This is a genomic window from Marinobacterium arenosum, assembly GCF_019795155.1.
GTDB lineage: Bacteria > Pseudomonadota > Gammaproteobacteria > Pseudomonadales > Balneatricaceae > Marinobacterium_C > Marinobacterium_C arenosum.
In genome coordinates this window covers 27774-52398 of the sequence record NZ_JAILYN010000017.1, presented here as the reverse complement: position 1 = coordinate 52398, position 24625 = coordinate 27774, and the positions used below count along the sequence as shown (strand labels likewise).

The 24625-nt window shown below is 56.7% G+C and carries 26 protein-coding genes and 5 tRNA genes; all 31 read left to right on the top strand.

All coding sequences use genetic code 11. The annotated features are described in order from the left end of the window. Positions 1 to 2: 2 nt before the first annotated feature. Positions 3 to 695, top strand: a complete 693-nt coding sequence (locus tag K6T12_RS09785) for a hypothetical protein (RefSeq protein WP_222221922.1) — start codon at positions 3 to 5, stop codon at positions 693 to 695. Positions 696 to 720: 25 nt separating this feature from the next. Further along, positions 721 to 796 (top strand) — tRNA-Thr (locus tag K6T12_RS09780). Between the two features lie 23 nt (positions 797 to 819). Beyond that, positions 820 to 903, top strand: a tRNA-Tyr gene (locus K6T12_RS09775). A 17-nt stretch (positions 904 to 920) separates the two neighbouring features. After that, positions 921 to 995 (top strand) — tRNA-Gly (locus tag K6T12_RS09770). Between the two features lie 11 nt (positions 996 to 1006). Continuing rightward, a tRNA-Thr gene (locus K6T12_RS09765) sits at positions 1007 to 1081 on the top strand. A gap of 96 nt (positions 1082 to 1177) precedes the next feature. Further along, on the top strand, positions 1178 to 2401 hold the full coding sequence (gene tuf, locus K6T12_RS09760) for an elongation factor Tu (protein WP_222221920.1): 1224 nt from the start codon (positions 1178 to 1180) through the stop codon (positions 2399 to 2401). A 65-nt stretch (positions 2402 to 2466) separates the two neighbouring features. Continuing rightward, positions 2467 to 2542 (top strand) — tRNA-Trp (locus K6T12_RS09755). A gap of 61 nt (positions 2543 to 2603) precedes the next feature. Beyond that, the gene (secE, locus tag K6T12_RS09750; RefSeq protein WP_222221918.1) at positions 2604 to 2972 is read left to right on the top strand and encodes a preprotein translocase subunit SecE; all 369 of its coding nucleotides are present in this window, start codon (positions 2604 to 2606) and stop codon (positions 2970 to 2972) included. A gap of 12 nt (positions 2973 to 2984) precedes the next feature. Continuing rightward, a complete protein-coding gene (gene nusG, locus K6T12_RS09745) occupies positions 2985 to 3518 on the top strand; it encodes a transcription termination/antitermination protein NusG (protein WP_222221916.1) in 534 nt (177 codons plus the stop codon). 97 nt (positions 3519 to 3615) lie between these two features. Next, positions 3616 to 4050, top strand: a complete 435-nt coding sequence (gene rplK, locus K6T12_RS09740; protein ID WP_222221914.1) for a 50S ribosomal protein L11 — start codon at positions 3616 to 3618, stop codon at positions 4048 to 4050. Next, positions 4050 to 4745 carry a 50S ribosomal protein L1 gene (rplA, locus tag K6T12_RS09735; protein WP_222221912.1) on the top strand — a complete coding sequence of 232 codons (696 nt, stop codon included), beginning with the start codon at positions 4050 to 4052 and terminating at the stop codon, positions 4743 to 4745. Before rplK ends, rplA begins: the two co-directional genes overlap by 1 nt. 223 nt (positions 4746 to 4968) lie before the next feature. Next, a complete protein-coding gene (gene rplJ, locus K6T12_RS09730) occupies positions 4969 to 5463 on the top strand; it encodes a 50S ribosomal protein L10 (RefSeq protein WP_222221911.1) in 495 nt (164 codons plus the stop codon). Between the two features lie 66 nt (positions 5464 to 5529). Then, the gene (gene rplL / locus K6T12_RS09725; RefSeq protein ID WP_222221909.1) at positions 5530 to 5901 is read left to right on the top strand and encodes a 50S ribosomal protein L7/L12; all 372 of its coding nucleotides are present in this window, start codon (positions 5530 to 5532) and stop codon (positions 5899 to 5901) included. Between the two features lie 175 nt (positions 5902 to 6076). After that, positions 6077 to 10177, top strand: a complete 4101-nt coding sequence (gene rpoB / locus K6T12_RS09720; RefSeq protein WP_222221907.1) for a DNA-directed RNA polymerase subunit beta — start codon at positions 6077 to 6079, stop codon at positions 10175 to 10177. 68 nt (positions 10178 to 10245) lie between these two features. After that, positions 10246 to 14469: a DNA-directed RNA polymerase subunit beta' gene (gene rpoC / locus K6T12_RS09715; RefSeq protein ID WP_222221905.1), complete on the top strand. Its 4224-nt coding sequence runs from the start codon at positions 10246 to 10248 to the stop codon at positions 14467 to 14469. A gap of 120 nt (positions 14470 to 14589) precedes the next feature. Then, positions 14590 to 14964: a 30S ribosomal protein S12 gene (gene rpsL, locus K6T12_RS09710; RefSeq protein ID WP_222221903.1), complete on the top strand. Its 375-nt coding sequence runs from the start codon at positions 14590 to 14592 to the stop codon at positions 14962 to 14964. Positions 14965 to 15114: 150 nt separating this feature from the next. Next, on the top strand, positions 15115 to 15585 hold the full coding sequence (gene rpsG / locus K6T12_RS09705; RefSeq protein WP_222221901.1) for a 30S ribosomal protein S7: 471 nt from the start codon (positions 15115 to 15117) through the stop codon (positions 15583 to 15585). An 18-nt stretch (positions 15586 to 15603) separates the two neighbouring features. Then, complete coding sequence (gene fusA / locus K6T12_RS09700; protein ID WP_222221899.1) at positions 15604 to 17697, top strand: elongation factor G; 2094 nt, start codon at positions 15604 to 15606, stop codon at positions 17695 to 17697. Positions 17698 to 17727: 30 nt separating this feature from the next. Then, positions 17728 to 18951, top strand: a complete 1224-nt coding sequence (gene tuf / locus K6T12_RS09695) for an elongation factor Tu (protein WP_222221897.1) — start codon at positions 17728 to 17730, stop codon at positions 18949 to 18951. 172 nt (positions 18952 to 19123) lie between these two features. Continuing rightward, entirely contained in the window at positions 19124 to 19435 is a 312-nt protein-coding gene (gene rpsJ, locus K6T12_RS09690; RefSeq protein ID WP_209287949.1) for a 30S ribosomal protein S10, read from the top strand. Positions 19436 to 19546: 111 nt separating this feature from the next. Beyond that, positions 19547 to 20185, top strand: coding sequence for a 50S ribosomal protein L3 (gene rplC, locus K6T12_RS09685; protein WP_222221895.1), 639 nt, complete (start codon positions 19547 to 19549; stop codon positions 20183 to 20185). A gap of 11 nt (positions 20186 to 20196) precedes the next feature. Then, positions 20197 to 20802 carry a 50S ribosomal protein L4 gene (gene rplD / locus K6T12_RS09680; RefSeq protein WP_222221893.1) on the top strand — a complete coding sequence of 202 codons (606 nt, stop codon included), beginning with the start codon at positions 20197 to 20199 and terminating at the stop codon, positions 20800 to 20802. Further along, positions 20799 to 21095 (top strand): 50S ribosomal protein L23, encoded by a 297-nt coding sequence (gene rplW, locus K6T12_RS09675; RefSeq protein WP_222221891.1) that lies wholly within the window; start codon positions 20799 to 20801, stop codon positions 21093 to 21095. The genes rplD and rplW overlap by 4 nt, the downstream gene beginning before the upstream one ends. A 14-nt stretch (positions 21096 to 21109) precedes the next feature. After that, entirely contained in the window at positions 21110 to 21937 is an 828-nt protein-coding gene (gene rplB / locus K6T12_RS09670; protein WP_222221889.1) for a 50S ribosomal protein L2, read from the top strand. A gap of 19 nt (positions 21938 to 21956) precedes the next feature. Further along, positions 21957 to 22235, top strand: a complete 279-nt coding sequence (rpsS, locus tag K6T12_RS09665) for a 30S ribosomal protein S19 (RefSeq protein WP_222221887.1) — start codon at positions 21957 to 21959, stop codon at positions 22233 to 22235. Positions 22236 to 22243: 8 nt separating this feature from the next. Beyond that, positions 22244 to 22576: a 50S ribosomal protein L22 gene (rplV, locus tag K6T12_RS09660; RefSeq protein ID WP_449288530.1), complete on the top strand. Its 333-nt coding sequence runs from the start codon at positions 22244 to 22246 to the stop codon at positions 22574 to 22576. A gap of 23 nt (positions 22577 to 22599) precedes the next feature. Beyond that, positions 22600 to 23283: a 30S ribosomal protein S3 gene (gene rpsC, locus K6T12_RS09655; RefSeq protein WP_222221885.1), complete on the top strand. Its 684-nt coding sequence runs from the start codon at positions 22600 to 22602 to the stop codon at positions 23281 to 23283. A gap of 11 nt (positions 23284 to 23294) precedes the next feature. Beyond that, positions 23295 to 23708 (top strand): 50S ribosomal protein L16, encoded by a 414-nt coding sequence (rplP, locus tag K6T12_RS09650; protein WP_222221883.1) that lies wholly within the window; start codon positions 23295 to 23297, stop codon positions 23706 to 23708. Next, positions 23708 to 23899 (top strand): 50S ribosomal protein L29, encoded by a 192-nt coding sequence (gene rpmC, locus K6T12_RS09645; protein ID WP_222221881.1) that lies wholly within the window; start codon positions 23708 to 23710, stop codon positions 23897 to 23899. The genes rplP and rpmC overlap by 1 nt, the downstream gene beginning before the upstream one ends. 2 nt (positions 23900 to 23901) lie before the next feature. Beyond that, on the top strand, positions 23902 to 24165 hold the full coding sequence (gene rpsQ, locus K6T12_RS09640; RefSeq protein WP_222221879.1) for a 30S ribosomal protein S17: 264 nt from the start codon (positions 23902 to 23904) through the stop codon (positions 24163 to 24165). 75 nt (positions 24166 to 24240) lie between these two features. After that, positions 24241 to 24609 (top strand): 50S ribosomal protein L14, encoded by a 369-nt coding sequence (gene rplN / locus K6T12_RS09635; RefSeq protein ID WP_222221877.1) that lies wholly within the window; start codon positions 24241 to 24243, stop codon positions 24607 to 24609. The last annotated feature ends 16 nt before the right edge of the window (positions 24610 to 24625 follow it).

Sequence of the window (24625 nt, the reverse complement as noted above, 5' to 3'; positions counted from 1 at the left end):
GGATGCGCTGGTTGTTCCTGTTTCTGATGCTGGCCAATGCCATTCTGCTGTTCTGGTACGCCCAGCAGTCGGTGGTGCCCGACCGCGGTCGAGAATCGGCGGCGGAGGGTTTGCCGCTGGCGCTGGTCAGCGAACAACCGCCTGCGGCCCTGCGGTCGGTGGTGGGGGAGGGGGCTGCGGTCGACGGTGAACGGCCGGAGTTGCCCTGCTTTATGATCGGTGTGATCGACAATACCCTGACTGCCGAGCGGATCGTGGAGTTCTTTTCCGTGCGGGGGTATCGCGCCCGTATCAATCAGCAGTCAGATGAACGGGTGGTCGGCTACCAGGTCGGCTTGCCGGCGCCGGATGGCGATGCCGCCCGGGTGGCCTTGCTGCGCCAGCTGGATGCCGCCGGTGTAGTGCCGGAGAGTCGAATGGTGCAGGGGCGCTTGCAGTTTGTACTGGCACGTTACGCCTCGGAGCGGCAGGCTGCGGATTTCGTTGCCGGCCTGGCGGCCAAGCTGGCGCCGGATCTGCAGCCCGCGATCAGCCCGGTTCAGCAGCTGGATTGGACCTATCTGGTCCAGATAGACGGTCCTTTTGATCAAGAAATGTCCAGCAAGATCAATGCGATAGTGCGGAAAGCGTACCCAGAACTAAAAATTGAAAAAAAGTTGTGTAAGGGGGTTGCACTCCCCCGGGGTGATCATTAATATACGCCCCACTTCGAGACGGAACGCCGGTATAGCTCAGTTGGTAGAGCAACTGACTTGTAATCAGTAGGTCCCGAGTTCGACTCTTGGTGCCGGCACCATTTCGGCTCGAAGTAAATTGGCTGGTGAGGTTCCCGAGTGGCCAAAGGGATCAGACTGTAAATCTGACGCGCGAGCTTCGGTGGTTCGAATCCACCCCTCACCACCACTCAGCTAGGAGCTTCGGCGGGTATGGTATAGTGGCTATTACCTCAGCCTTCCAAGCTGAAGAGGCGGGTTCGATTCCCGCTACCCGCTCCACTAGTTGTTATGCTCATGTAGCTCAGGGGTAGAGCACACCCTTGGTAAGGGTGAGGTCGGCGGTTCAAATCCGCCCATGAGCTCCATTTTCGCAGAGGGTAGATATAGCAATATATCTACCCTTTGTTCTATCTGGCGTTTGCCGCCGTTTGGTTAATGTTGGCTAATCTGGAATAATTCTGATGGCAAAAGAACAATTTGAACGCTCCAAGCCGCACGTTAACGTTGGTACTATCGGCCACGTTGACCACGGTAAAACAACCCTGACTGCTGCCCTGACTCGCGTGTGCGCGGAAGTATTCGGCGGTGAAATGCGTGCATTCGACCAGATCGACAACGCACCGGAAGAGCGTGAGCGTGGTATCACCATCGCGACTTCCCACGTTGAGTACGACTCCAACATCCGTCACTACGCGCACGTCGACTGCCCGGGGCACGCCGACTACGTGAAGAACATGATCACCGGTGCTGCGCAGATGGACGGCGCGATCCTGGTATGTGGCGCGACTGACGGCCCGATGCCGCAGACTCGTGAGCACATCCTGCTGTCCCGTCAGGTAGGCGTACCGTACATCGTGGTATTCCTGAACAAGGCTGACCTGCTGGCAGAAGACTGTGGCGGCGTTGATTCCGACGAGTACGCAGAGATGCTGGAGCTGGTCGAAATGGAGATCCGTGAGCTGCTGGACACTTACGACTTCCCGGGCGACGACACTCCGGTTATCGCCGGTTCCGCGCTGATGGCGCTGAACGGCGAAGACGACAACGAACTGGGCACTACCGCTGTTAAGAAGCTGGTAGAAGCGCTGGATACTTACATCCCGGAACCGGAGCGTGCGATCGATCAGCCGTTCCTGATGCCGATCGAGGACGTATTCTCCATCTCCGGCCGTGGTACTGTAGTAACCGGTCGTGTAGAGCGCGGTATCGTCAACGTGGGCGACGAGATCGAGATCGTTGGTATCAAGGAAACCACCAAGACTACCTGTACTGGTGTCGAAATGTTCCGCAAGCTGCTGGACGAAGGTCGTGCAGGCGAGAACATCGGTGCGCTGCTGCGTGGTACCAAGCGTGACGAAGTTGAGCGTGGTCAGGTCCTGGCGAAGCCGGGTACCATCACTCCGCACACCGAGTTCGAAGGCGAAGTCTACGTGCTGTCCAAGGAAGAAGGTGGTCGTCACACTCCGTTCTTCAAAGGCTACCGCCCGCAGTTCTACTTCCGTACCACTGACATCACTGGCGCCTGTGAGTTGCCGGAAGGTGTTGAGATGGTAATGCCGGGTGACAACATTCAGATGTCTGTTACCCTGATCAACCCGATCGCGATGGAAGAAGGTCTGCGCTTCGCCATCCGTGAAGGTGGTCGTACCGTAGGTGCCGGCGTGGTATCCAAAATTATCAAATAAATTTGATAGTTAGGTGTTGCCAAGCATCGGGGAGGTGCATATAATGTGCCTCCCTATTACGCAGTAGGCCAGTAGCTCAATTGGCAGAGCAGCGGTCTCCAAAACCGCAGGTTGGGGGTTCGATTCCCTCCTGGCCTGCCAATCTCTCTCGAGATTGGTGTCACGAAAAAGCGCATGCTTTCATATAATCGAGGCTCCGGGCGTGAATTCTAAAGTGACTTCCGAAGGTTCCAGATTCGATGCCCTGAAGTGGGCTATTGTTGTTTTGTTGGTCGCGGCCGGTGTGGTCGGTAACTCCATCTATGCGGAGCAGTCCCTGTTTTATCGCGTGGTGGCGTTGCTGGTGTTGGCGCTGGTGGCGGGCTTTCTGGCGCTGCAAACGGAAAAGGGGAAGTCGTTCTTCGCTCTGTTTAAAGAGTCGAAGGCGGAGATTCGCAAGGTGGTCTGGCCGACTCGCCAGGAAACACTGCAGACAACGGCGATCGTTGTGGTGGCGGTGTTGGTGATCGGTTTGCTGCTTTGGGGGCTGGACTCGCTATTGAGCTGGCTGGTTTCCGGTGTAATCGGTTAAGGAGTGAAGGGCATGGCTAAGCAGTGGTATGTGGTACATGCGTATTCCGGTTACGAGAAGCGCGTAAAGAATTTGCTTGAAGAGGGTGTCAAGCGGGCGGGTATGGAAGACCTGTTCGGGGATATCCTGGTGCCGACCGAAGAGGTTGTTGAAATCAGGGATGGCAAAAAGCGCAAGTCCGAGCGTAAGTTTTATCCGGGCTATGTGCTGGTCAATATGGAAATGAACGACGAGACCTGGCATCTCGTCAACAGCACTAACAACGTGCTGGGCTTCATTGGTGGTACTGCTGGCAAGCCGGCGCCGATCACCGAGAAAGAGGCTAATGAGATTCTGCAGCGCGTCGAAAGTGGTGTGGATAAGCCGCGTCCGAAGACTGTCTTCGAGCCGGGCGAGATGGTGCGTGTTATCGATGGCCCATTCGCCGATTTCAATGGTGTGGTCGAAGAGGTCAACTACGAGAAGAACCGCCTGCAGGTTGCGGTGTTGATCTTCGGTCGTTCGACGCCGGTTGAGCTGGAGTTTACTCAGGTCGAAAAAGCCTGAGTTGAATCGGATTCACTGCCTCAGCTCCTTTTTGGAGCTGGGGTTTTGTTGTGTGTAACGGGGAGCCGCAAGGCGTTATTACCCATAGGAGTAATCAATGGCTAAGAAAATCGAAGCTTATATCAAGCTGCAGGTTGCCGCTGGTCAGGCGAACCCGTCTCCGCCGGTAGGTCCGGCGCTGGGTCAGCACGGCGTAAACATCATGGAGTTCTGTAAGGCGTTCAACGCGGCTACACAGTCCATGGAAAACGGCATGCCGATCCCGGTTGTGATCACTGTATACAGCGACCGCAGCTTTACCTTCGTCACCAAGACTCCGCCGGCAGCTGTTCTGCTGAAGAAGGCGGCGGGTCTGAAGAGCGGCTCCAGCCGTCCGAACACTGAGAAGGTGGGTACTGTTACCCGTGCTCAGCTGGAAGAGATTGCGACAACTAAAATGGCTGACCTGACCGCTGCGGATATGGATGCTGCGGTTCGCACCATCGCGGGCTCCGCTCGTAGCATGGGTCTGGTAGTGGAGGGCGAAGAGTAATGGCTAAGCTGACTAAGCGCCAGAAGGCGATCAACGAGAAAGTTGAAGCTGGCAAGCTCTACCCGGTTGAAGCGGCGGTTTCCCTGCTGTCCGACCTGTCTGCAGTCAAGTTCAAAGAGACTGTTGAAGTTGCAGTGAACCTGGGTGTCGACCCGCGTAAATCCGATCAGGTTGTGCGTGGTTCCACTGTGCTGCCGAACGGTACTGGTAACGACGTTCGCGTCGCTGTGTTCGCTCAGGGCGAAAATGCCGAGAAAGCGAAAGCGGCGGGTGCTGACGTGGTAGGTTTCGAAGATCTGGCTGAGCAGATCAAAGGTGGCGACCTGGACTTCGGCGTGGTTATCGCAACTCCGGATGCGATGCGCGTTGTCGGTCAGCTGGGTCAGGTGCTGGGTCCGCGTGGCCTGATGCCGAACCCGAAGGTTGGCACTGTAACTGCGGATGTTGAAACCGCAGTCAAGAATGCTAAAGCCGGTCAGGTACGTTTCCGTACTGACAAGAACGGCATCATCCACGCTGGTGTTGGTAAGGTTGACTTTGATGCGGCTGCTATCAAGCAGAACATCGAAGCGCTGCTGGCCGACCTGAAGAAGCTGAAGCCGGCTTCTGCGAAAGGCGTGTATGTGAAGAAAGTCACTCTGTCCTCCACTATGGGGCCGGGGCTGGCTGTTGATCAGGCGTCTCTGGACTTCTGATCGACATAAAGGTTTTTTGAGGGTCTTCGTGACCTGTTAGACAGAGACGAAGGCCGTCAAAGACCGCAGGTGATGCGTTATCACCTCGGTGGTGACGCATCTTAATGGGCAAGACCAGCCTGCGCAGACGGTGAGATTCATTAATGAATCGAACCACCGTGCTCAAGCTCCGTACTGCGGAGCGGTTGGTAATCAGTCGAAAGACTAACTCCAGGAGTATAACGTGGCATTAGGACTCGAAGACAAAAAAGCGATCGTCGCTGAAGTCCAGGACGCTGCTAAAGACGCCTTGTCGGCGGTTGTCGCGGATTCCCGTGGCGTAGCCGTTGGCGATATGACTGCACTGCGTAAGCAGGCGCGTGAAAACGGTGTGTGGCTGAAAGTTGTGCGCAACACACTGGCGCGTCGTGCGATTCAGGGTACTGATTTTGAGTGCCTGAACGACGCATTCGTCGGCCCGACTATCATCGCATTCTCCCAGGAACACCCGGGCGCTGGCGCTCGCATCCTGAAAGACTTCGCGAAAGGTAACGATAAGTTCGAGCTGAAAGCTGCAGCCTTCGAAGGCGAAGTGGTAGATATCGCGATGCTGGCAAGCCTGCCGACATACGACGAAGCTATCGCTAAGCTGATGAGCGTCATGAAAGAAGCAGCAGCTGGCAAGCTGTGCCGTACTATTGCGGCTATTCGCGACCAGAAAGAAGAGGCGGCTGCGTAATTCAGCGCAACGCTTTGTTGAAGCTTTAATGAGCGTAAGCTCAAGTTTTTATTCAGGAATTAAATCATGTCTCTGACTCACGAAGATATCCTCAACGCAATTGCTGAAATGTCCGTTAAGGACGTCGTTGCTCTGATCGAAGCAATGGAAGAGAAGTTTGGCGTTACTGCTGCTGCTGCGGTTGTAGCTGGTGCAGCTGGCGGCGAAGCTGCTGCTGCTGAAGAACAGACCGAGTTCGACGTTGTTCTGACCGCTGCTGGCGACAAGAAAGTAAACGTCATCAAAGCAGTACGTGGCGCTACCGGCCTGGGCCTGAAAGAAGCCAAGGCAATGGTAGACGGCGCTCCGGCGACTGTTAAAGAAGGCGCAAGCAAGGAAGAAGCTGAAGAGCTGAAGAAAGCTCTGGAAGAAGCTGGCGCAACTGTTGAGCTCAAGTAATCGCGTTGATGCATTACAGAACAGACTAGCGCTGTTCTAGCTCTAATGGCTGGTGGCAAATTGCCACCGGCCTTTTTCCGTTATTTATAGATAGTAAATAAATGACGGTCTGTACTCCCGGAAGTCCCCCTTCTGGACAGCTTCACAATCTAGGTGCGCATGCTGGGGAACACTGATGGCTTATTCATATACTGAAAAGAAACGCATCCGTAAAGATTTCGGCAAACTGCCGGAAGTGATGGATGTACCTTATCTGCTGGCGATTCAGCTGGATTCTTATCGCAGATTTCTGCAGACAGGTAACAGCGATGCTGGGCGCAAGGACGAAGGCCTCCACGCCGCTTTTAACTCTGTTTTCCCGATTGTTTCGTATTCTGGCAATGCATCGCTGGAATACGTTGGCTATCGCCTCGGTGAACCCGTATTTGACGTCAAGGAATGTCAGCTGCGCGGCGTAACCTATGCAGCGCCGCTGCGTGTGAAAGTGCGCCTGGTGATCTATGACCGCGAATCGAGCAATAAGGCGGTCAAGGACATCAAGGAGCAGGAAGTCTACATGGGCGAAATGCCGCTGATGACCGAAAACGGTACCTTCGTGGTGAACGGTACCGAGCGTGTTATCGTGTCTCAGCTGCACCGTTCTCCGGGTGTATTCTTCGACCACGACAAGGGTAAGACCCACTCGTCCGGCAAGCTGCTGTATTCCGCCCGGGTGATCCCGTACCGTGGTTCCTGGCTTGATTTTGAATTCGATCCGAAGGACAGCCTGTTCGTTCGTATCGACCGTCGCCGCAAGCTGCCGGCGACCATTCTGCTGCGTGCCCTGGGCTATGCGGCAGAAGAGATCCTCGAGACTTTCTTCGACAACACCAATTGGACGCTGGATGGCGACAACATCCGCATGGAATTGGTGCCGGATCGCCTGCGCGGCGAGACCATGTCGTTCGAGATCAAGGATCCGGAAGGCAATGTTATCGTGGAAGCGGGCCGTCGTATCACACCGCGCCACATCCGTCAGATGGCAAAAGCCGGCATGACCGAGCTGGATGTGCCGATGGAGTACATCTGCGGCAAGCCGATCGCCAAGGACATCATCGATCCGACTACCGGTGAACTGCTGTGCAACTGTAACACCGAGATCACCGAAGATCTGGTTGAGCGGCTGCAGACTGCCGGTATCAACCAGATCGAGACGTTGTACACCAACGATCTGGATTGCGGTCCGTTCATCTCCGACACCCTGCGCATCGACCCGACCAGCAACCAGCTGGAAGCGCTGGTCGAGATCTACCGCATGATGCGTCCGGGCGAGCCGCCGACCAAGGAGTCCGCCGAAGCGCTGTTCGAGAACCTGTTCTTCTCCGACGAGCGTTACGACCTGTCCGCGGTTGGTCGCATGAAGTTCAACCGTCGCCTGGGCCGTGCCGACGAGACCGGTTCCGGCGTGCTGGATAAAGATGACATCCTGGATGTCATGAAGACCCTGATCGACATCCGTAACGGTAAAGGCACCGTCGACGATATCGACCACCTGGGTAACCGTCGTATCCGTTCCGTCGGCGAGATGGCCGAGAACCAGTTCCGTGTCGGCCTGGTACGTGTCGAGCGCGCGGTGCGCGAGCGTCTGAGCATGGCGGAATCCGACAACCTGATGCCGCAGGACCTGATCAACGCCAAGCCGGTCGCGGCCGCCATCAAGGAGTTCTTCGGTTCCAGCCAGCTGTCCCAGTTCATGGACCAGAACAACCCGCTGTCCGAGATCACCCACAAGCGCCGTGTCTCCGCGCTGGGCCCGGGCGGTCTGACCCGTGAGCGTGCCGGCTTCGAGGTGCGAGACGTACACCCGACCCACTATGGTCGTGTCTGCCCGATCGAGACCCCTGAAGGTCCGAACATCGGTCTGATCAACTCGCTGGCGGTGTTCGCGCGTACCAATGACTTCGGCTTCCTGGAAACGCCGTACCGTAAGGTTGTCGACTGCCAGGTGACCGACGAGATCGAATACCTGTCGGCGATCGAAGAGAACAAATACGTGATCGCGCAGGCGTCCGCCACCATGGATGCCGAGCTGCGTCTGACCGACGAACTGGTCAACGTGCGTCACCTGAACGAATTCACCGTGATGCCGCCGGAGAAGGTCCAGTACATGGACGTGTCTCCACGCCAGGTGGTTTCCGTGGCAGCGTCGCTGATCCCGTTCCTGGAACACGATGACGCCAACCGTGCATTGATGGGTTCCAACATGCAGCGTCAGGCAGTGCCGACCCTGCGTGCCGACAAACCGCTGGTTGGTACCGGTATGGAGCGCAACGTGGCGCGTGACTCCGGCGTCTGCGTGGTGGCCAATCGCGGTGGTGTGATCGAGTCCGTCGATGCGGCGCGTATCGTGGTGCGCGTCAACGACGACGAGCTGGTTGCCGGCGAGGCGGGTGTGGATATCTACAACCTGACCAAATACGTGCGTTCCAACCAGAACACCTGCATCAACCAGCGCTCGATCGTCAACCCGGGAGATGTGGTGACCCGCGGTGACATCATGGCAGACGGTCCGTCCGTCGACATGGGTGAGCTGGCGTTGGGCCAGAACATGCGCATCGCGTTCATGCCGTGGAACGGTTACAACTTCGAGGACTCCATCCTGATCTCTGAACGGGTGGTGCAGGAAGACCGTTTCACCACGATCCACATTCAGGAACTGACCTGTGTGGCGCGTGACACCAAGCTTGGGCCGGAAGAGATTACTGCCGATATCCCGAACGTCGGTGAGTCTGCGCTGGCCAAGCTGGATGAGGCCGGTATCGTGCACATCGGTGCCGAAGTGGGCCCGGGCGACATCCTGGTCGGCAAGGTAACGCCGAAAGGCGAAACCCAGCTGACGCCGGAAGAGAAGCTGCTGCGGGCGATCTTCGGTGAGAAAGCGTCCGATGTTAAGGACACCTCGCTGCGCGTTAAGACCGGTACTATCGGTAAGGTTATCGACGTACAGATCTTTACCCGTGATGGCGTCCAGAAGGACCAGCGGGCGATCGATATCGAGAACGCCGAGCTGGCTAAGATCCGTAAGGACCTGAACGAAGAGCTGCGTATCGTCGAGCTGGACACCTACGAGCGTCTGGCCAAGGCGTTGGTCGGCTTGAACGCTGAAGGCGGTGCCGGTCTGAAGAAAGGCGACGAGATCACCGAAGCCTTCCTGGCCGGCCTGAAGAAGGACGACTGGTTCAAGATCCGCGTTGCTGACGAGGCGGTTGCCGAGCAGCTGGAGCTGGCCAAGGCACAGCTGGAAGAGCGCAAGGTCGAGCTGGACAAGAAGTTCGAAGATAAGAAGCGCAAGCTGCAGACCGGCGACGACCTGGCACCGGGCGTGCTGAAGATCGTCAAGGTCTACGTTGCCACCAAACGTCGCATCCAGCCGGGTGACAAGATGGCGGGCCGTCACGGTAACAAGGGTGTTATCTCGGTGATCATGCCGGTCGAGGATATGCCGTACGATGAGAACGGCGAGCCGGTCGACGTGGTGCTGAACCCGCTGGGTGTACCGTCCCGTATGAACGTCGGTCAGATCCTTGAGACCCACCTGGGGATGGCGTGTAGTGGGCTGGGCCGCAAGATCGACGAGATGCTGCAGATCGAGCGCCAGCGTCAGGAAACCGTCAAAGAGGTGCGCGAGTTCCTCGGCAAGATCTACAACAGCGAACTGGGCGGGCAAAAAGCCGGTCGCCAGGAAGATCTGGACGGCCTGAGCGACGACGAGCTGCTTGAGCTGGCTGGCAACCTGCGCGGCGGTGTGCCGATCGCGACACCGGCCTTCGATGGCGCCAAAGAGGCTGAGATCAAGGAACTGCTGCGTCTGGCTGGTCTTAATGACAGCGGTCAGTCCACGCTCTTTGACGGCCGCACCGGCGAGAAATTCGATCGCCAGGTAACTGTCGGTTACATGTACATGCTGAAACTGAACCACCTGGTAGACGACAAAATGCATGCCCGTTCTACCGGTTCGTACAGCCTGGTTACCCAGCAGCCGCTGGGTGGTAAGGCGCAGTTCGGTGGTCAGCGCTTCGGTGAGATGGAGGTCTGGGCGCTGGAAGCCTACGGCGCATCCTATACTCTGCAAGAGATGCTCACCGTTAAGTCCGATGACGTGACTGGCCGTACCAAGATGTATAAGAACATCGTGGACGGCGACCACCGCATGGAACCGGGTATGCCTGAGTCGTTCAACGTACTGGTGAAAGAGATCCGTTCACTGGGTATCGATATTGAACTGGACGGCGAATAACAAGGCATTAGTGGCATTTACGGCCGGCGCCCAGCGTCGGCCCTGAACTCCGCGAGGAGCTATCGACAATGAAAGATCTGCTGAATCTGTTGAAGTCCCAGGGGCAGACCGACGAATTCGATTCCATTCGAATCGGTCTGGCATCACCGGAGATGATCCGCTCCTGGTCCTATGGTGAGGTTAAAAAGCCGGAAACCATCAACTACCGTACCTTCAAGCCGGAACGCGAAGGCCTGTTCTGTGCCAAAATCTTCGGCCCGGTGAAGGACTACGAGTGCTTGTGCGGCAAGTACAAGCGTATGAAGCACCGTGGCGTCATCTGTGAGAAGTGTGGCGTCGAGGTCACTCTGGCCAAAGTGCGTCGTGAGCGCATGGGTCACATCGAACTGGCCAGCCCGGTTGCCCACATCTGGTTCCTGAAGTCGCTGCCGTCCCGTATCGGTTTGATGCTGGATATGACGCTGCGCGACATTGAGCGGGTGCTGTACTTCGAATCCTTCGTGGTGATCGATCCGGGTATGACGACCCTGGAACGCGGCCAGATGCTGAACGACGAGCAGTACTTCGAAGCGCTGGAAGAGTTCGGTGACGAGTTCGACGCCCGCATGGGTGCCGAAGCGGTACAGGAGCTGCTGACCTCCATCGACCTGGAAGAGGAGATCCGGACTCTGCGCGAAGAGATGCCGCAGACCAACTCCGAAACCAAGCTGAAGAAGATGTCCAAGCGTCTGAAGCTGGTCGAGGCGTTCCAGAAATCCGGCAACAACCCGGAGTGGATGATCCTGAAGGTGCTGCCGGTACTGCCGCCGGATCTGCGTCCGCTGGTACCGCTGGACGGTGGTCGCTTCGCGACTTCCGACCTGAACGATCTGTACCGTCGGGTGATCAACCGTAACAACCGTCTGAAGCGACTGCTGGACCTGAACGCACCGGACATCATCGTGCGCAACGAGAAGCGCATGCTGCAGGAGTCCGTCGATGCGTTGTTGGATAACGGCCGTCGCGGTCGTGCCATCACCGGTTCCAACAAGCGCCCGCTGAAGTCGCTGGCCGACATGATCAAGGGTAAGCAGGGTCGTTTCCGTCAGAACCTGCTGGGTAAGCGAGTCGACTACTCCGGCCGTTCGGTGATCGTGGTCGGTCCGTACCTGCGCCTGCATCAGTGTGGTCTGCCGAAGAAGATGGCGCTGGAACTGTTCAAGCCGTTCATCTTCTCCAAGCTGGAGCTGCGTGGTCACGCCACCACCATCAAAGCTGCCAAGAAGATGGTCGAGCGCGAAGAGCCGCTGGTCTGGGATATCCTGGATGAAGTGATCCGCGAACATCCGGTGCTGCTGAACCGTGCGCCGACCCTGCACCGTCTGGGTATCCAGGCGTTCGAGCCGGTACTGATCGAAGGTAAGGCGATCCAGCTGCACCCGCTGGTCTGTGCGGCCTATAACGCCGACTTCGACGGCGACCAGATGGCGGTACACGTACCGCTGACGATCGAGGCGCAGCTCGAAGCCCGCGCGCTGATGATGTCGACCAACAACATCCTGTCGCCGGCCAACGGTGAACCGATCATCGTACCGTCGCAGGACGTGGTACTGGGTCTGTACTACATGACCCGTGAACGCGTGAACGCCAAGGGCGAAGGCATGGTGTTCGCCGATATCGCTGAGGTCCAGCGTGCCAACGGTGCCGGTCAGGTGTCCCTGCAGGCGCGTATCAAGGTACGGATCACCGAGACCATCAACGATATCGACGGCAGCTCGGTGACCCGTACCGAGATTAAAGAGACCACTGCAGGTCGTGCGATGCTGTTCGCCATCGTACCGGCCGGTCTGCCGTTCGCGCTGGTCAACCAGTCGATGAAGAAGAAGTCGATCTCGCACCTGCTGAATGAGGCTTACCGCCGCTGCGGTCTGAAGGACACCGTTATCTTCGCCGACCAGCTGATGTACATGGGCTTCCGTCAGGCGACCCTGTCCGGCTCCTCCATCGGCGTCAACGACTTCGTAATCCCTGACGAGAAAGTCAATATCGTCGGCGAAGCGGAAGTCGAGGTTAAAGAGATCGAGCGTCAGTTCGCTGACGGCCTGGTAACCCAGGGCGAGAAGTACAACAAGGTTATCGATATCTGGTCGCGTGCCAACGAATTGCTGGCCAAGAAGATGATGGAAAACCTGAAGACCGAGCCGGTTATCGACCGTGAAGGCAACGAGGTCGAGCAGGAATCCTTCAACTCCGTGTACATGATGGCCGACTCCGGCGCGCGTGGTAGCGCCGCCCAGATCCGTCAGCTGGCCGGTATGCGAGGCCTGATGGCGAAGCCGGACGGCTCTATCATCGAGACGCCGATCGTAGCGAACTTCCGTGAAGGTCTGAACGTACTGCAGTACTTCATCTCTACCCACGGTGCCCGTAAAGGTCTGGCCGATACCGCACTGAAGACGGCAAACTCCGGTTACCTGACCCGTCGTCTGGTCGACGTGGCGCAGGACCTGGTGATCACCGAACACGACTGTGGCACCGACGAAGGTCTGGTGATGCAGCCGCTGATCGAAGGCGGCGACGTGGTGGTAGGCCTGGGTCAACGCGTACTGGGTCGTGTGGTTGCCCGTGATGTGCTGGATGCGGCAAGCGGCGATCTGTTGATCGAAGCCGGCACGCTGATGGACGAGGCCTGGATCCACCGTCTGGAGAACGATGACAAGTACTCCGGTATCGACGAAATCGTGGTGCGCAGTGCGATCAGCTGTGAAACCAGCTACGGCATCTGCTCCAGCTGCTATGGCCGCGACCTGGGTCGCGGTCACCTGGTCAACCCGGGCGAGGCAGTCGGCGTAATCGCGGCACAGTCAATCGGTGAGCCGGGTACTCAGCTGACCATGCGTACCTTCCACATCGGTGGTGCGGCATCCCGAGCGGCAGCGGTCGACAGCATCCAGGTTAAGAACGGCGGCGAGATCCGTCTGCACAACCTGAAGTTCGTTGAACGTCCGGATGGCAACATCGTCGCCACCTCGCGTTCCGGTGAGCTGGGTGTCAGTGACGAGCACGGTCGTGAGCGCGAGCGCTACAAGCTGCCGTACGGCTCCGTTATCAAGGTCAAGGATGGTGCTCAGGTCAATGCTGGCGATATCGTTGCCAACTGGGACCCGCACACCCACCCGATCATCACCGAGGTGGGCGGCAAGGTGATCTTCGTCGGCATGGAAGACGGTATCACCGTTAAGCGCCAGACCGATGAGCTGACCGGCCTGGCGACCATCGAGATCCTGGATGCCAAGGATCGTCCGCAGGCGGGTAAGGATATCCGTCCGATGATCAAGCTGGTCGATGCGGCTGGCAACGATGTCATGCAGCCGGGCACCGAAACGCCGGTGCAGTACCTGTTGCCGGCCAAGGCGATCATCAACCTGGCCGACGGCGCTGACGTGGCTGGCGGTGACGTACTGGCGCGTATCCCGCAGGAAGGCGCGGTCAACAAGGATATCACCGGTGGTCTGCCGCGAGTGGCGGACCTGTTCGAAGCGCGTAAGCCGAAGGAGTCCGCAATCCTGGCGGAAATCTCCGGTACTATCAGCTTCGGTAAGGAAACCAAGGGCAAGAAACGCCTGGTGATCACCCCGACCGACGGCGGCGATCCGTACGAACTGATGATCCAGAAGTGGCGTAACCTGAACGTGTTCGAAGGCGAGCAGGTAGAGAAGGGCGAAGTGGTTTCCGACGGTCCGTCCAACCCGCACGATATTCTGCGGGTACTGGGTGTCGGCGAACTGGCCAAGTACATCACTTCCGAGATCCAGGACGTCTACCGTCTGCAGGGTGTAGGCATCAACGACAAGCACATCGAGGTGATCGTTCGCCAGATGCTGCGGAAAGTCGAGATCCTGCAGGCCGGCGACAGCGACTTCATCCCGGGTGACCAGGTGGAATACAGCGCGGTCGTCGAGCAGAATGCGCGTCTCGAGGCGGAAGGCAAGATTCCGGCCAAATATGAGCGCGTGCTGCTGGGTATTACCAAGGCGTCGCTGGCAACCGAGTCCTTCATCTCCGCGGCCTCCTTCCAGGAGACTACCCGCGTACTGACCGAAGGTGCGGTTACCGGCAAGAAAGACTACCTGCGTGGTCTGAAAGAGAACGTGGTCGTGGGTCGACTGATCCCGGCCGGTACCGGTCTGGCATATCACAAAGAGCGCAAGCGCAAGCGTGATCAGCAGACCGGCACGGTAACGGTTTCGGCGGAAGAGGTTCAGCAGGCGCTGACCGAAGCGCTGAATGCCTCGATGCCGGATTCTGAGTAAATTTTACTCAGAGTTTGACGAGATCGGCCGGGATTGATTAGAATCTCGGCCCTTATATCGTGGCCGGGTCTCTGATCCGGTCTTTTTCGGTGCTCATAAAACAAACTTGGAGTTTGCTTAATGGCAACTATCAACCAGTTGGTACGCAGCCCGCGTAAGCGTAAAGCTGAAAAGGGTGACGTACCTGCGCTGCAGGCGTGTCCGCAGCGTCGTGGCGTATGCACCCGTGTATACACCACTACCCCGAAGAAACCGAACTCCGCACTGCGTAAAGTGTGCCGTGTTCGTCTGACCAACGGTTACGAAGTGACCTCCTACATCGGTGGTGAAGGCCACAACCTGCAGGAGCACTCCGTGGTGCTGATCCGCGGCGGTCGTGTTAAGGACCTGCCGGGTGTGCGTTACCACACCGTGCGTGGCTCCCTGGACTGCTCCGGCGTGAACGATCGTAAGCAGGGTCGTTCCAAGTACGGTACTAAACGTCCGAAGTCTTAATCGTCGTCCATCGGCGAGGCTGCTGTAGTCAGATCCGCATAGAACACGGTTCCAAGTGCTACCCGGCTAGACCGGACACGGTAAGAGTAAGGTCAGGTGTGCAGATGCCTGATGAACCTGAAGACCTTTTTTTGATTAGAGGGCTTATCAATGCCTAGAAGACGCGTCGCTGCGAAGCGCGAAATCCTGCCGGATCCCAAATTCGGTAACACAGTACTGGCAAAATTCATCAACCACGTCATGATCAGCGGCAAGAAATCCGTCGCTGAGCGTATCGTTTATGGTGCCCTGGACAAGCTGCAGGAGCGCGGTGCTGCGGATCCGCTGGAACAGTTCGAGAAAGCACTGGAAACCGTTCAGCCGATGGTAGAGGTAAAGTCTCGCCGTGTCGGTGGTGCTACCTATCAGGTGCCTGTTGAAGTTCGCCCGTCCCGCCGTACAGCTCTGGCTATGCGTTGGCTGGTTGACTCCGCTCGTAAGCGTGGTGAGAAATCCATGGCGCTGCGTTTGGCTGGTGAAATCTCAGATGCTGCCGAAGGTCGTGGTGCGGCTGTTAAGAAACGTGAAGACGTTCACCGCATGGCTGAGGCGAACAAAGCGTTCGCTCACTACCGCTTCTAACCTTCAGAGGATTGAGTTGTGGCTCGTAAAACTCCTATCGCACGCTACCGTAACATCGGTATCTGTGCGCACGTAGACGCCGGTAAGACCACCACTACCGAGCGTATTCTGTTCTACACCGGTCTGTCTCACAAAATCGGTGAGGTACACGACGGTGCGGCAACGATGGACTGGATGGAGCAGGAGCAGGAGCGTGGTATCACTATCACTTCTGCTGCCACTACCTGTTTCTGGAAGGGTATGAACCAGCAGTTCGACGACCACCGCGTCAACATCATCGATACTCCGGGACACGTTGACTTTACCATCGAGGTAGAGCGTTCCCTGCGTGTACTGGACGGTGCCGTCGTGGTTCTGTGTGCCTCCTCCGGTGTACAGCCGCAGACCGAAACCGTTTGGCGTCAGGCTAACAAGTACGAAGTTCCGCGCATGGTGTTCGTCAACAAGATGGACCGTGCCGGTGCCGACTTCTTCATGGTCGTTGACCAGCTGAAGGATCGCCTGGGTGCCAACGCTGTGCCGATCAACTTCCCGATCGGTGCGGAAGATGAATTCAAGGGCGTTGTCGACCTGATCCGCATGAAGGCTATCATGTGGAACGAAGCCGACCAGGGTATGACCTATGAGCTGGAAGATATCCCGGCTGATCTCCAGGACAAGGCTGACGAACTGCGCGAGCAGATGGTCGAAGCGGCTGCCGAAGCGACCGAAGAGCTGATGGAGAAGTACCTGGAAGATGGCGAGCTGAGCGAAGACGAGATCAAGGCTGGTCTGCGCGCTCGCACCCTGGCTAACGACATCGTGCTGATGCAGGCGGGTTCCGCATTCAAGAACAAGGGTGTTCAGGCGGTGCTGGACGCGGTTATCGAGTACATGCCGTCTCCGAAAGACGTTAAGGCGATCGAAGGTACGCTGGACGACGCGGCAGAAACCGTTGCAACCCGTGATGCCGACGACGACGCACCGTTCGCTGCGCTGGCGTTCAAGATCGCGACCGATCCGTTCGTGGGTACCCTGACGTTCGTACGTGTCTACTCCGGCGTTCTGAACTCTGGCGACAGCGTCTACAACTCTGTCAAGCAGAAGAAAGAGCGTATCGGCCGTATGGTGCAGATGCACTCCAACAGCCGTGAAGAGATCAAGGAAGTTCGCGCGGGCGATATCGCTGCGATGATCGGCCTGAAAGACGTGTCCACCGGTGACACCCTGTGTGACATCGACAACAAGATCGTCCTGGAACGTATGGAGTTCCCGGAGCCGGTAATCTCCGTTGCGGTTGAGCCGAAGTCCAAGGCTGACCAGGAGAAGATGGGTATCGCACTGGGCAAGCTGGCTCAGGAAGACCCGTCTTTCCGCGTCGAGACCGACCAGGAATCCGGTCAGACCATCATCTCCGGTATGGGTGAGCTGCACCTGGACATCATCGTTGATCGTATGCGTCGCGAGTTCAAGGTGGAAGCGAACATCGGTAAGCCGCAGGTGGCATACCGTGAGAAGATCCGTAAGTCTGTTGAAGCGAACCACAAGTTCGCCCGTCAGTCCGGTGGTCGCGGTCAGTACGGTCACGTCGTGATTGAATTCAGCCCGTCCGACGAGGAAGGTCTGGAATTCATCAACGAGATCGTGGGTGGTGTCATTCCGAAGGAATACATCCCGGCGATCGAGAAAGGTATTACCGAGCAGATGCAGAACGGTGTTATCGCCGGCTATCCGCTGATCGGTCTGAAAGCTCGTCTGTATGACGGCTCTTTCCACGAAGTTGACTCCAACGAGATGGCGTTTAAGATCGCTGCCTCTCAGGCGCTGAAGAAGTACGCTCAGGAAGCGAGTCCGTGCCTGCTGGAGCCGATGATGAAGGTGGAAGTGGTGACTCCGGAAGAGTACATGGGTGACGTGATGGGCGACCTGAACCGTCGTCGTGGTCTGGTCCAGGGCATGGAAGACAGTTCCTCCGGCAAGGTCATCAACGCTCAGGTACCGCTGGGTGAGATGTTCGGTTATGCAACCGACCTGCGTTCCGCTACTCAGGGTCGTGCGACGTACTCCATGGAGTTCTTCGACTACGCTGAAGCACCGCAGAACATCGCTGAAGCAGTTATCAACCAGAACTAATATTGGATATTCCTTTAAGAGGTATTAACCGTGGCTAAAGAACAATTTGAACGCTCCAAGCCGCACGTTAACGTTGGTACTATCGGCCACGTTGACCACGGCAAAACAACCCTGACTGCTGCTCTGACTCGCGTGTGCGCGGAAGTATTCGGCGGTGAAATGCGTGCATTCGACCAGATCGACAACGCACCGGAAGAGCGTGAGCGTGGTATCACCATCGCGACTTCCCACGTTGAGTACGACTCCAACATCCGTCACTACGCGCACGTCGACTGCCCGGGGCACGCCGACTACGTGAAGAACATGATCACCGGTGCTGCGCAGATGGACGGCGCGATCCTGGTGTGTGGCGCGACTGACGGCCCGATGCCGCAGACTCGTGAGCACATCCTGCTGTCCCGTCAGGTAGGCGTACCGTACATCGTGGTATTCCTGAACAAGGCTGACCTGCTGGCAGAAGACTGTGGCGGCGTTGATTCCGACGAGTACGCAGAGATGCTGGAACTGGTCGAAATGGAGATCCGTGAGCTGCTGGACACTTACGACTTCCCGGGCGACGACACTCCGGTTATCGCCGGTTCCGCGCTGATGGCGCTGAACGGCGAAGACGACAACGAGCTGGGCACTACCGCTGTTAAGAAGCTGGTAGAAGCGCTGGATACTTACATCCCGGAACCGGAGCGTGCGATCGATCAGCCGTTCCTGATGCCGATCGAGGACGTATTCTCCATCTCCGGCCGTGGTACTGTAGTAACCGGTCGTGTAGAGCGTGGTATCGTCAACGTGGGCGACGAGATCGAAATCGTTGGTATCAAGGAAACCACCAAGACTACCTGTACTGGTGTCGAAATGTTCCGCAAGCTGCTGGACGAAGGTCGTGCAGGCGAGAACATCGGTGCGCTGCTGCGTGGTACCAAGCGTGACGAAGTTGAGCGTGGTCAGGTCCTGGCGAAGCCGGGTACCATCACTCCGCACACTCGTTTCGAAGGCGAAGTCTACGTACTGTCCAAGGAAGAAGGTGGTCGTCACACCCCGTTCTTCAAAGGCTACCGTCCGCAGTTCTACTTCCGTACCACTGACATCACTGGCGCCTGTGAGTTGCCGGAAGGTGTTGAGATGGTAATGCCGGGTGACAACATCCAGATGGACGTTACCCTGATCAACCCGATCGCGATGGAAGAAGGTCTGCGCTTCGCCATCCGTGAAGGTGGTCGTACCGTAGGTGCCGGCGTGGTATCCAAAATCATCGAGTAATCCTTGATGGTTTGCCGCTAAGGCGAAGAAAGGCTCTCCCTCGGGAGGGCCTTTTTTGTTCGTTAATTAAACAGTTGACGCAAATGGCCGGCGACAGTAGAATTTGCGTCCCCTCTATAAAAGGGGTGGTCGGCTATTGCCGTTTAAAAACTGATGGAATTGTGTGATCGAAATGCAGAATCAGAAAATTCGTATTCGTCTGAAGGCGTTTGATCATCGCCTGATCGACTCTTCCGCGCAGGAGATCGTAGAGACTGCTAAGCGGACTGGTGCTCAGGTGCGTGGTCCGATCCCACTTCCGACTCGCAAAGAGCGCTATACCGTACTGATTTCTCCGCACGTGAACAAAGATGCACGTGACCAGTATGAAATCCGTACCCATAAGCGCGTGCTGGATATCGTCGAGCCGACAGAAAAAACTGTCGACGCTCTGATGAAGCTGGATCTGGCAGCGGGTGTAGAAGTGCAGATCAGCCTCGGCTAATAAAGCACTGCGCAGATTTATCTAATTAATGAAGCGCTATTTGTGGAATGCTCTGGAAAGGGTAGCCATAGCGGGTGACAGCCCCGTACACAACTGGCAAGAGGTAGAAAAATGTCTGTAGGTCTTATCGGACGTAAAGCGGGTATGACTCGCGTCTTCACTGAAGACGGCGTATCCGTGCCAGTCACCGTCATCGAAGTGGAGCCGAACCGTGTTACTCAGGTGCGTACTGAGGAAGCCGATGGCTACGCAGCAGTGCAGGTGACTACCGGTGGTAAGAAAGCAAATCGTCTTTCCAAGCCGGAAGCAGGTCACTTCGCAAAAGCTGGCGTAGAAGCCGGTCGCGGTTTGTGGGAGTTCCGCCTGTCGGGTGGCGAAGAAGTCAACGTTGGTGATGAGCTGACAGTTGCGCGCTTCGAAGCAGGTCAGAAAGTAGATGTTACCGGTCAGTCCAAGGGTAAGGGTTTCCAGGGCGGCGTTAAGCGCTGGAACTTCCGCACTCAGGACGCGACTCACGGTAACTCTCTGTCTCACCGTGCTCCGGGTTCAATTGGTCAGTGTCAGACCCCTGGTCGTGTCTTTAAAGGCAAGAAGATGGCAGGTCACATGGGTGCCGAGCGGGTTACCGTTCAGACCCTGGAAGTCGTTCGCGTAGACGCTGAACGCAACCTGCTGTTGATCAAAGGTGCCGTGCCGGGTGCTCCGGGTGGTGACGTAATCGTTAAACCGGCTGTTAAAGCTGGCGCCTAAGGGGGTACGCAATGAACTTGAATCTGACAGGAGCTAACGGCTCCGTGGAAGTTTCTGACCTGGCTTTTGGCAAAGAGTACAACGAAAGCCTGGTGCACCAGGTTGTCACTGCTTACCTGGCGGGTAGTCGTCAGGGTACCAAGGCACAGAAGACGCGTTCTGAAGTGTCCGGTGGCGGTGCTAAACCGTGGCGCCAGAAAGGCACTGGCCGCGCGCGTGCGGGTACTATCCGCTCTCCGCTGTGGCGCAGTGGCGGCGTTACCTTCGCTGCTCAGCCGCGTGACCACGCTCAGAAAGTAAACAAGAAAATGTACCGCGCTGCGCTGCGTTGCATCTTCTCTGAGCTGGTTCGTCAGGATCGCCTGGTGGTGGTTGAAGAGTTTGCGCTGGAAGCGCCGAAGACCAAGCAGTTTGTCGCTAAGCTGGATGAGCTGAAGCTGGACAATGTGCTGCTGGTGACTGAAGACGTTGAGTGGAATCTGTACCTGGCCGCTCGCAACGTACCGCACGTGGACGTTCGCGATGTCGCCGGTATCGATCCGGTCAGCCTGGTCGGTTTCGAGAAGGTGCTGGTAACCGTGCCGGCGCTGAAAAAGATTGAGGAGGTGCTGGCATGAATCCGGGACGTATCTATCAGATCCTGATGGGGCCGCACATCTCTGAGAAAGCGACCATCGTAGCTGAAGATTCTCAACAGGTCGTATTCCGCGTATCGAAAGACGCTACCAAGCCGGAAATCAAACAGGCGGTAGAAGAGCTGTTCGACGTTAAAGTAACAGGCGTCAACATCGTCAACGTTAAAGGCAAGACCAAACGCACCATGCGTGGTCTGGGCAAACGTAACGACGTACGTAAAGCATACGTGCGCCTGGCGGAAGGCTCTGAGATCGATTTCCTCGGTGGTGAGTAATAGAGGGTTAAACCATGGCAGTGACTAAAACTAAGCCGACCTCTGCGGGACGTCGCCACGTAGTAAAAGTTTCCAACTCTGAGCTGCACAAGGGTAAGCCTTTTGCTGCGCTGGTTGAGAAGAAAAGCAAGTCCGGCGGTCGTAACAACTACGGTCGTATCACCACCCGTCACGTCGGTGGTGGTCACAAGCAGCAGTACCGTGTGATCGACTTCCGTCGCAACAAGGACGGCATTCCGGCCGTTGTTGAGCGTCTGGAATACGATCCGAACCGTTCTGCACACATCGCTCTGCTGAAATATGCAGACGGTGAGCGTCGTTACATCGTCGCGCCGAAAGGCGTGGTAGCCGGCGCTAAAGTAGTATCCGGCCAGGATGCTGATATCAAACCGGGTAACTGCCTGCCGTTGCGTAACATTCCGGTGGGTTCAGTAGTGCACTGTGTCGAGCTGAAGCCGGGTAAAGGCGCGCAGCTGGCACGTTCTGCTGGTACATCCGCTCAGTTGGTTGCTCGTGAGGGTGCCTATGCCACTCTGCGCCTGCGCTCTGGTGAGATGCGTAAGGTGCTGGTTGAGTGTCGTGCGACTCTGGGTGAAGTTTCAAACAGCGAACATAGTCTGCGTCAGCTGGGTAAAGCTGGTGCGACACGTTGGCGCGGTGTGCGTCCGACCGTTCGTGGTGTTGCAATGAACCCGGTAGATCACCCGCACGGTGGTGGTGAAGGTCGTACCTCCGGTGGTCGTCACCCTGTGACGCCTTGGGGTGTACCGACCAAAGGTCATAAGACCCGTAAGAACAAGCGTACCGATAAGCTGATCGTACGTCGTCGTTCTGCCAAGTAATTAATTTGAGGATACGGCTGTGCCACGTTCACTGAAGAAAGGTCCTTTTATCGACCTTCACCTGCTGAAAAAGGTAGAGGCTGCAATCGAAAATAACGAACGTCGTCCGATCAAAACCTGGTCTCGTCGTTCTACTGTCTTTCCGAACTTTGTCGGTCTGACGATTGCGGTCCACAACGGTCGCCAACATGTGCCGGTGTTCATCTCCGAAGACATGGTTGGTCACAAACTGGGTGAGTTCGCTGCAACGCGCACTTACCGCGGTCACGCTGCCGATAAAAAGGCCAAGAAGAAGTAAGGGGGTAAATGATGGAAGTAGCCGCTAAGCTGAAAGGCGCTCGCATTTCCGCCCAGAAAGCGCGCCTGGTAGCGAACCAGATCCGTGGTAAGGCAGTCAGCGAAGCCCTGACAATCCTGGCGTTCAGCCCGAAAAAAAGTGCGGCGATCGTTAAGAAGGTACTGGAGTCTGCGATTGCGAACGCAGAGCACAACGAAGGTGCCGACATCGACGATCTGCGCGTCTCTGAAATCTTCGTAGACGAAGGTATGACGATGAAGCGCATCAAACCGCGTGCAAAGGGTCGCGCTGACCGTATTTTGAAGCGCAACTCCCATATCACCGTTAAGGTGGCTGACTAAGCGCTGACGCTAGGAGATTCGACATGGGTCAGAAAGTTCATCCGAACGGTATTCGTCTGGGTGTCGTTAAAGACCACACTTCCGTGTGGTATGCCGACAAGGGCGAATACGCGACTAAGTTGCTGAACGACCTGCAGGTTCGCGAATACCTGGAGGAGCAGCTGAAAAACGCATCTGTAAGCCGCATCGAGATCGAGCGTCCGGCGCAGAATGCAAAAATTACCATTCACACCGCTCGTCCGGGCATCGTGATCGGTAAGAAAGGTGAAGATGTAGAGAAACTGCGTACTGCCGTCTCCAACATGATGGGCGTGCCGGTTCACATCAACATCGAAGAAGTACGTAAGCCGGAACTGGATTCCAAACTGGTTGCTCAGGGTGTAGCGAGCCAGCTGGAACGTCGTGTGATGTTCCGTCGTGCGATGAAGCGCGCAGTACAGAACGCTATGCGTCTGGGCGCTAAAGGTATCAAGATTCAGCTTAGCGGTCGTCTCGGCGGTGCCGAGATCGCGCGGACTGAATGGTACCGTGAAGGTCGTGTACCGCTGCACACGCTGCGTGCGGACATCGATTACGCGACCTATGAAGCGCACACCACTTACGGTGTTATCGGCGTGAAAGTCTGGATCTTCAAGGGCGAGATTCTGGGCGGCATCGAGCAGGTTCGTGCCGACAAGAAAAACGCGCCCAAGAAGAAAGGGAAGTGAGGTAAAGGTCAATGCTGCAACCGAAACGTCTCAAATACCGCAAGATGATGAAAGGCCGCAACCGCGGTCTGGCACAGCGTGGTAGCAAAGTGAGCTTCGGCGAGTTTGGTCTGAAAGCGACCGGTCGCGGTCGGATCACTGCCCGTCAGATCGAGGCTGCTCGTCGTACCATGACTCGTCACGTCAAACGTGGTGGTAAGATCTGGATCCGGATCTTCCCGGACAAGCCGATCACCAGCAAGCCGCTTGAAGTGCGTCAGGGTAAAGGTAAGGGTAACGTTGAGTACTGGGTGGCTCAGATTCAGCCGGGTAAAGTACTGTTCGAAATGAGCGGTGTGCCGGAAGAGCTGGCTGCAGAGGCATTCAACCTGGCTGCGGCCAAGCTGCCTGTTTCTACAACCATTGTTAAGCGGACGGTGATGTGATGAAAGCCAACGAACTGCGTGAAAAGTCCGTTGACGAGCTCAAGCAGGAACTGCTGGGTCTTCTGAAGGAGCAATTCAACCTGCGCATGCAGAAGACAACCGGCCAGTTGGCTCAGAACCATCTGCTCAGCCAGGTTCGTCGCGACATTGCTCGTGTGAAGACTGTACTCAACGAAAAGGCAGGTAACTAAGTATGAGCGCAGAAAAACGTACTCGGACTGTTACCGGTCGCGTAGTCAGCGACAAGATGGATAAAACCATCACGGTACTGGTAGAGCGTAAAGAGAAGCACCCGGTTTACGGTAAGTTCATGAAACGCTCCACCAAACTGCATGCTCACGACGAGAAGAACGAATGCCAGATGGGTGATACCGTGACTATCGCGGAAACCCGTCCGCAGTCCAAGAGCAAATCTTGGGCGCTGGTTCGTATTGAAGAGCGTGCGGCGAAGGTGTAATATATTGCGCCTTTGCTCCTGTTAGCTATTCCGGTCGCGCGGCGGCCGGTCAAGTTATAGTTTGTGGAGTAGACCATGATTCAAACTGAAACGATGCTTGATGTCGCTGACAACAGCGGCGCCAAGCGAGTGCAGTGTATTAAGGTCCTGGGTGGTTCTCACCGCCGTTACGCGAGTGTTGGCGACGTGATCAAGGTCACTGTCAAAGAAGCGATCCCGCGTGGCAAGGTTAAGAAAGGTCAGGTTCTTAAAGCTGTCGTTGTGCGTACCCGTAAAGGTGTGCGTCGCCCGGACGGTTCGCTGATCCGCTTTGATACTAACTCAGCGGTTCTGCTGAACCAGAACGAGGCGCCCATCGGGACTCGTATCTTCGGCCCAGTAACGCGTGAGCTTCGCTCTGAGAAGTTCATGAAGATCATTTCCCTGGCGCCTGAAGTGCTGTAAAGACTTGAGCTCCGAG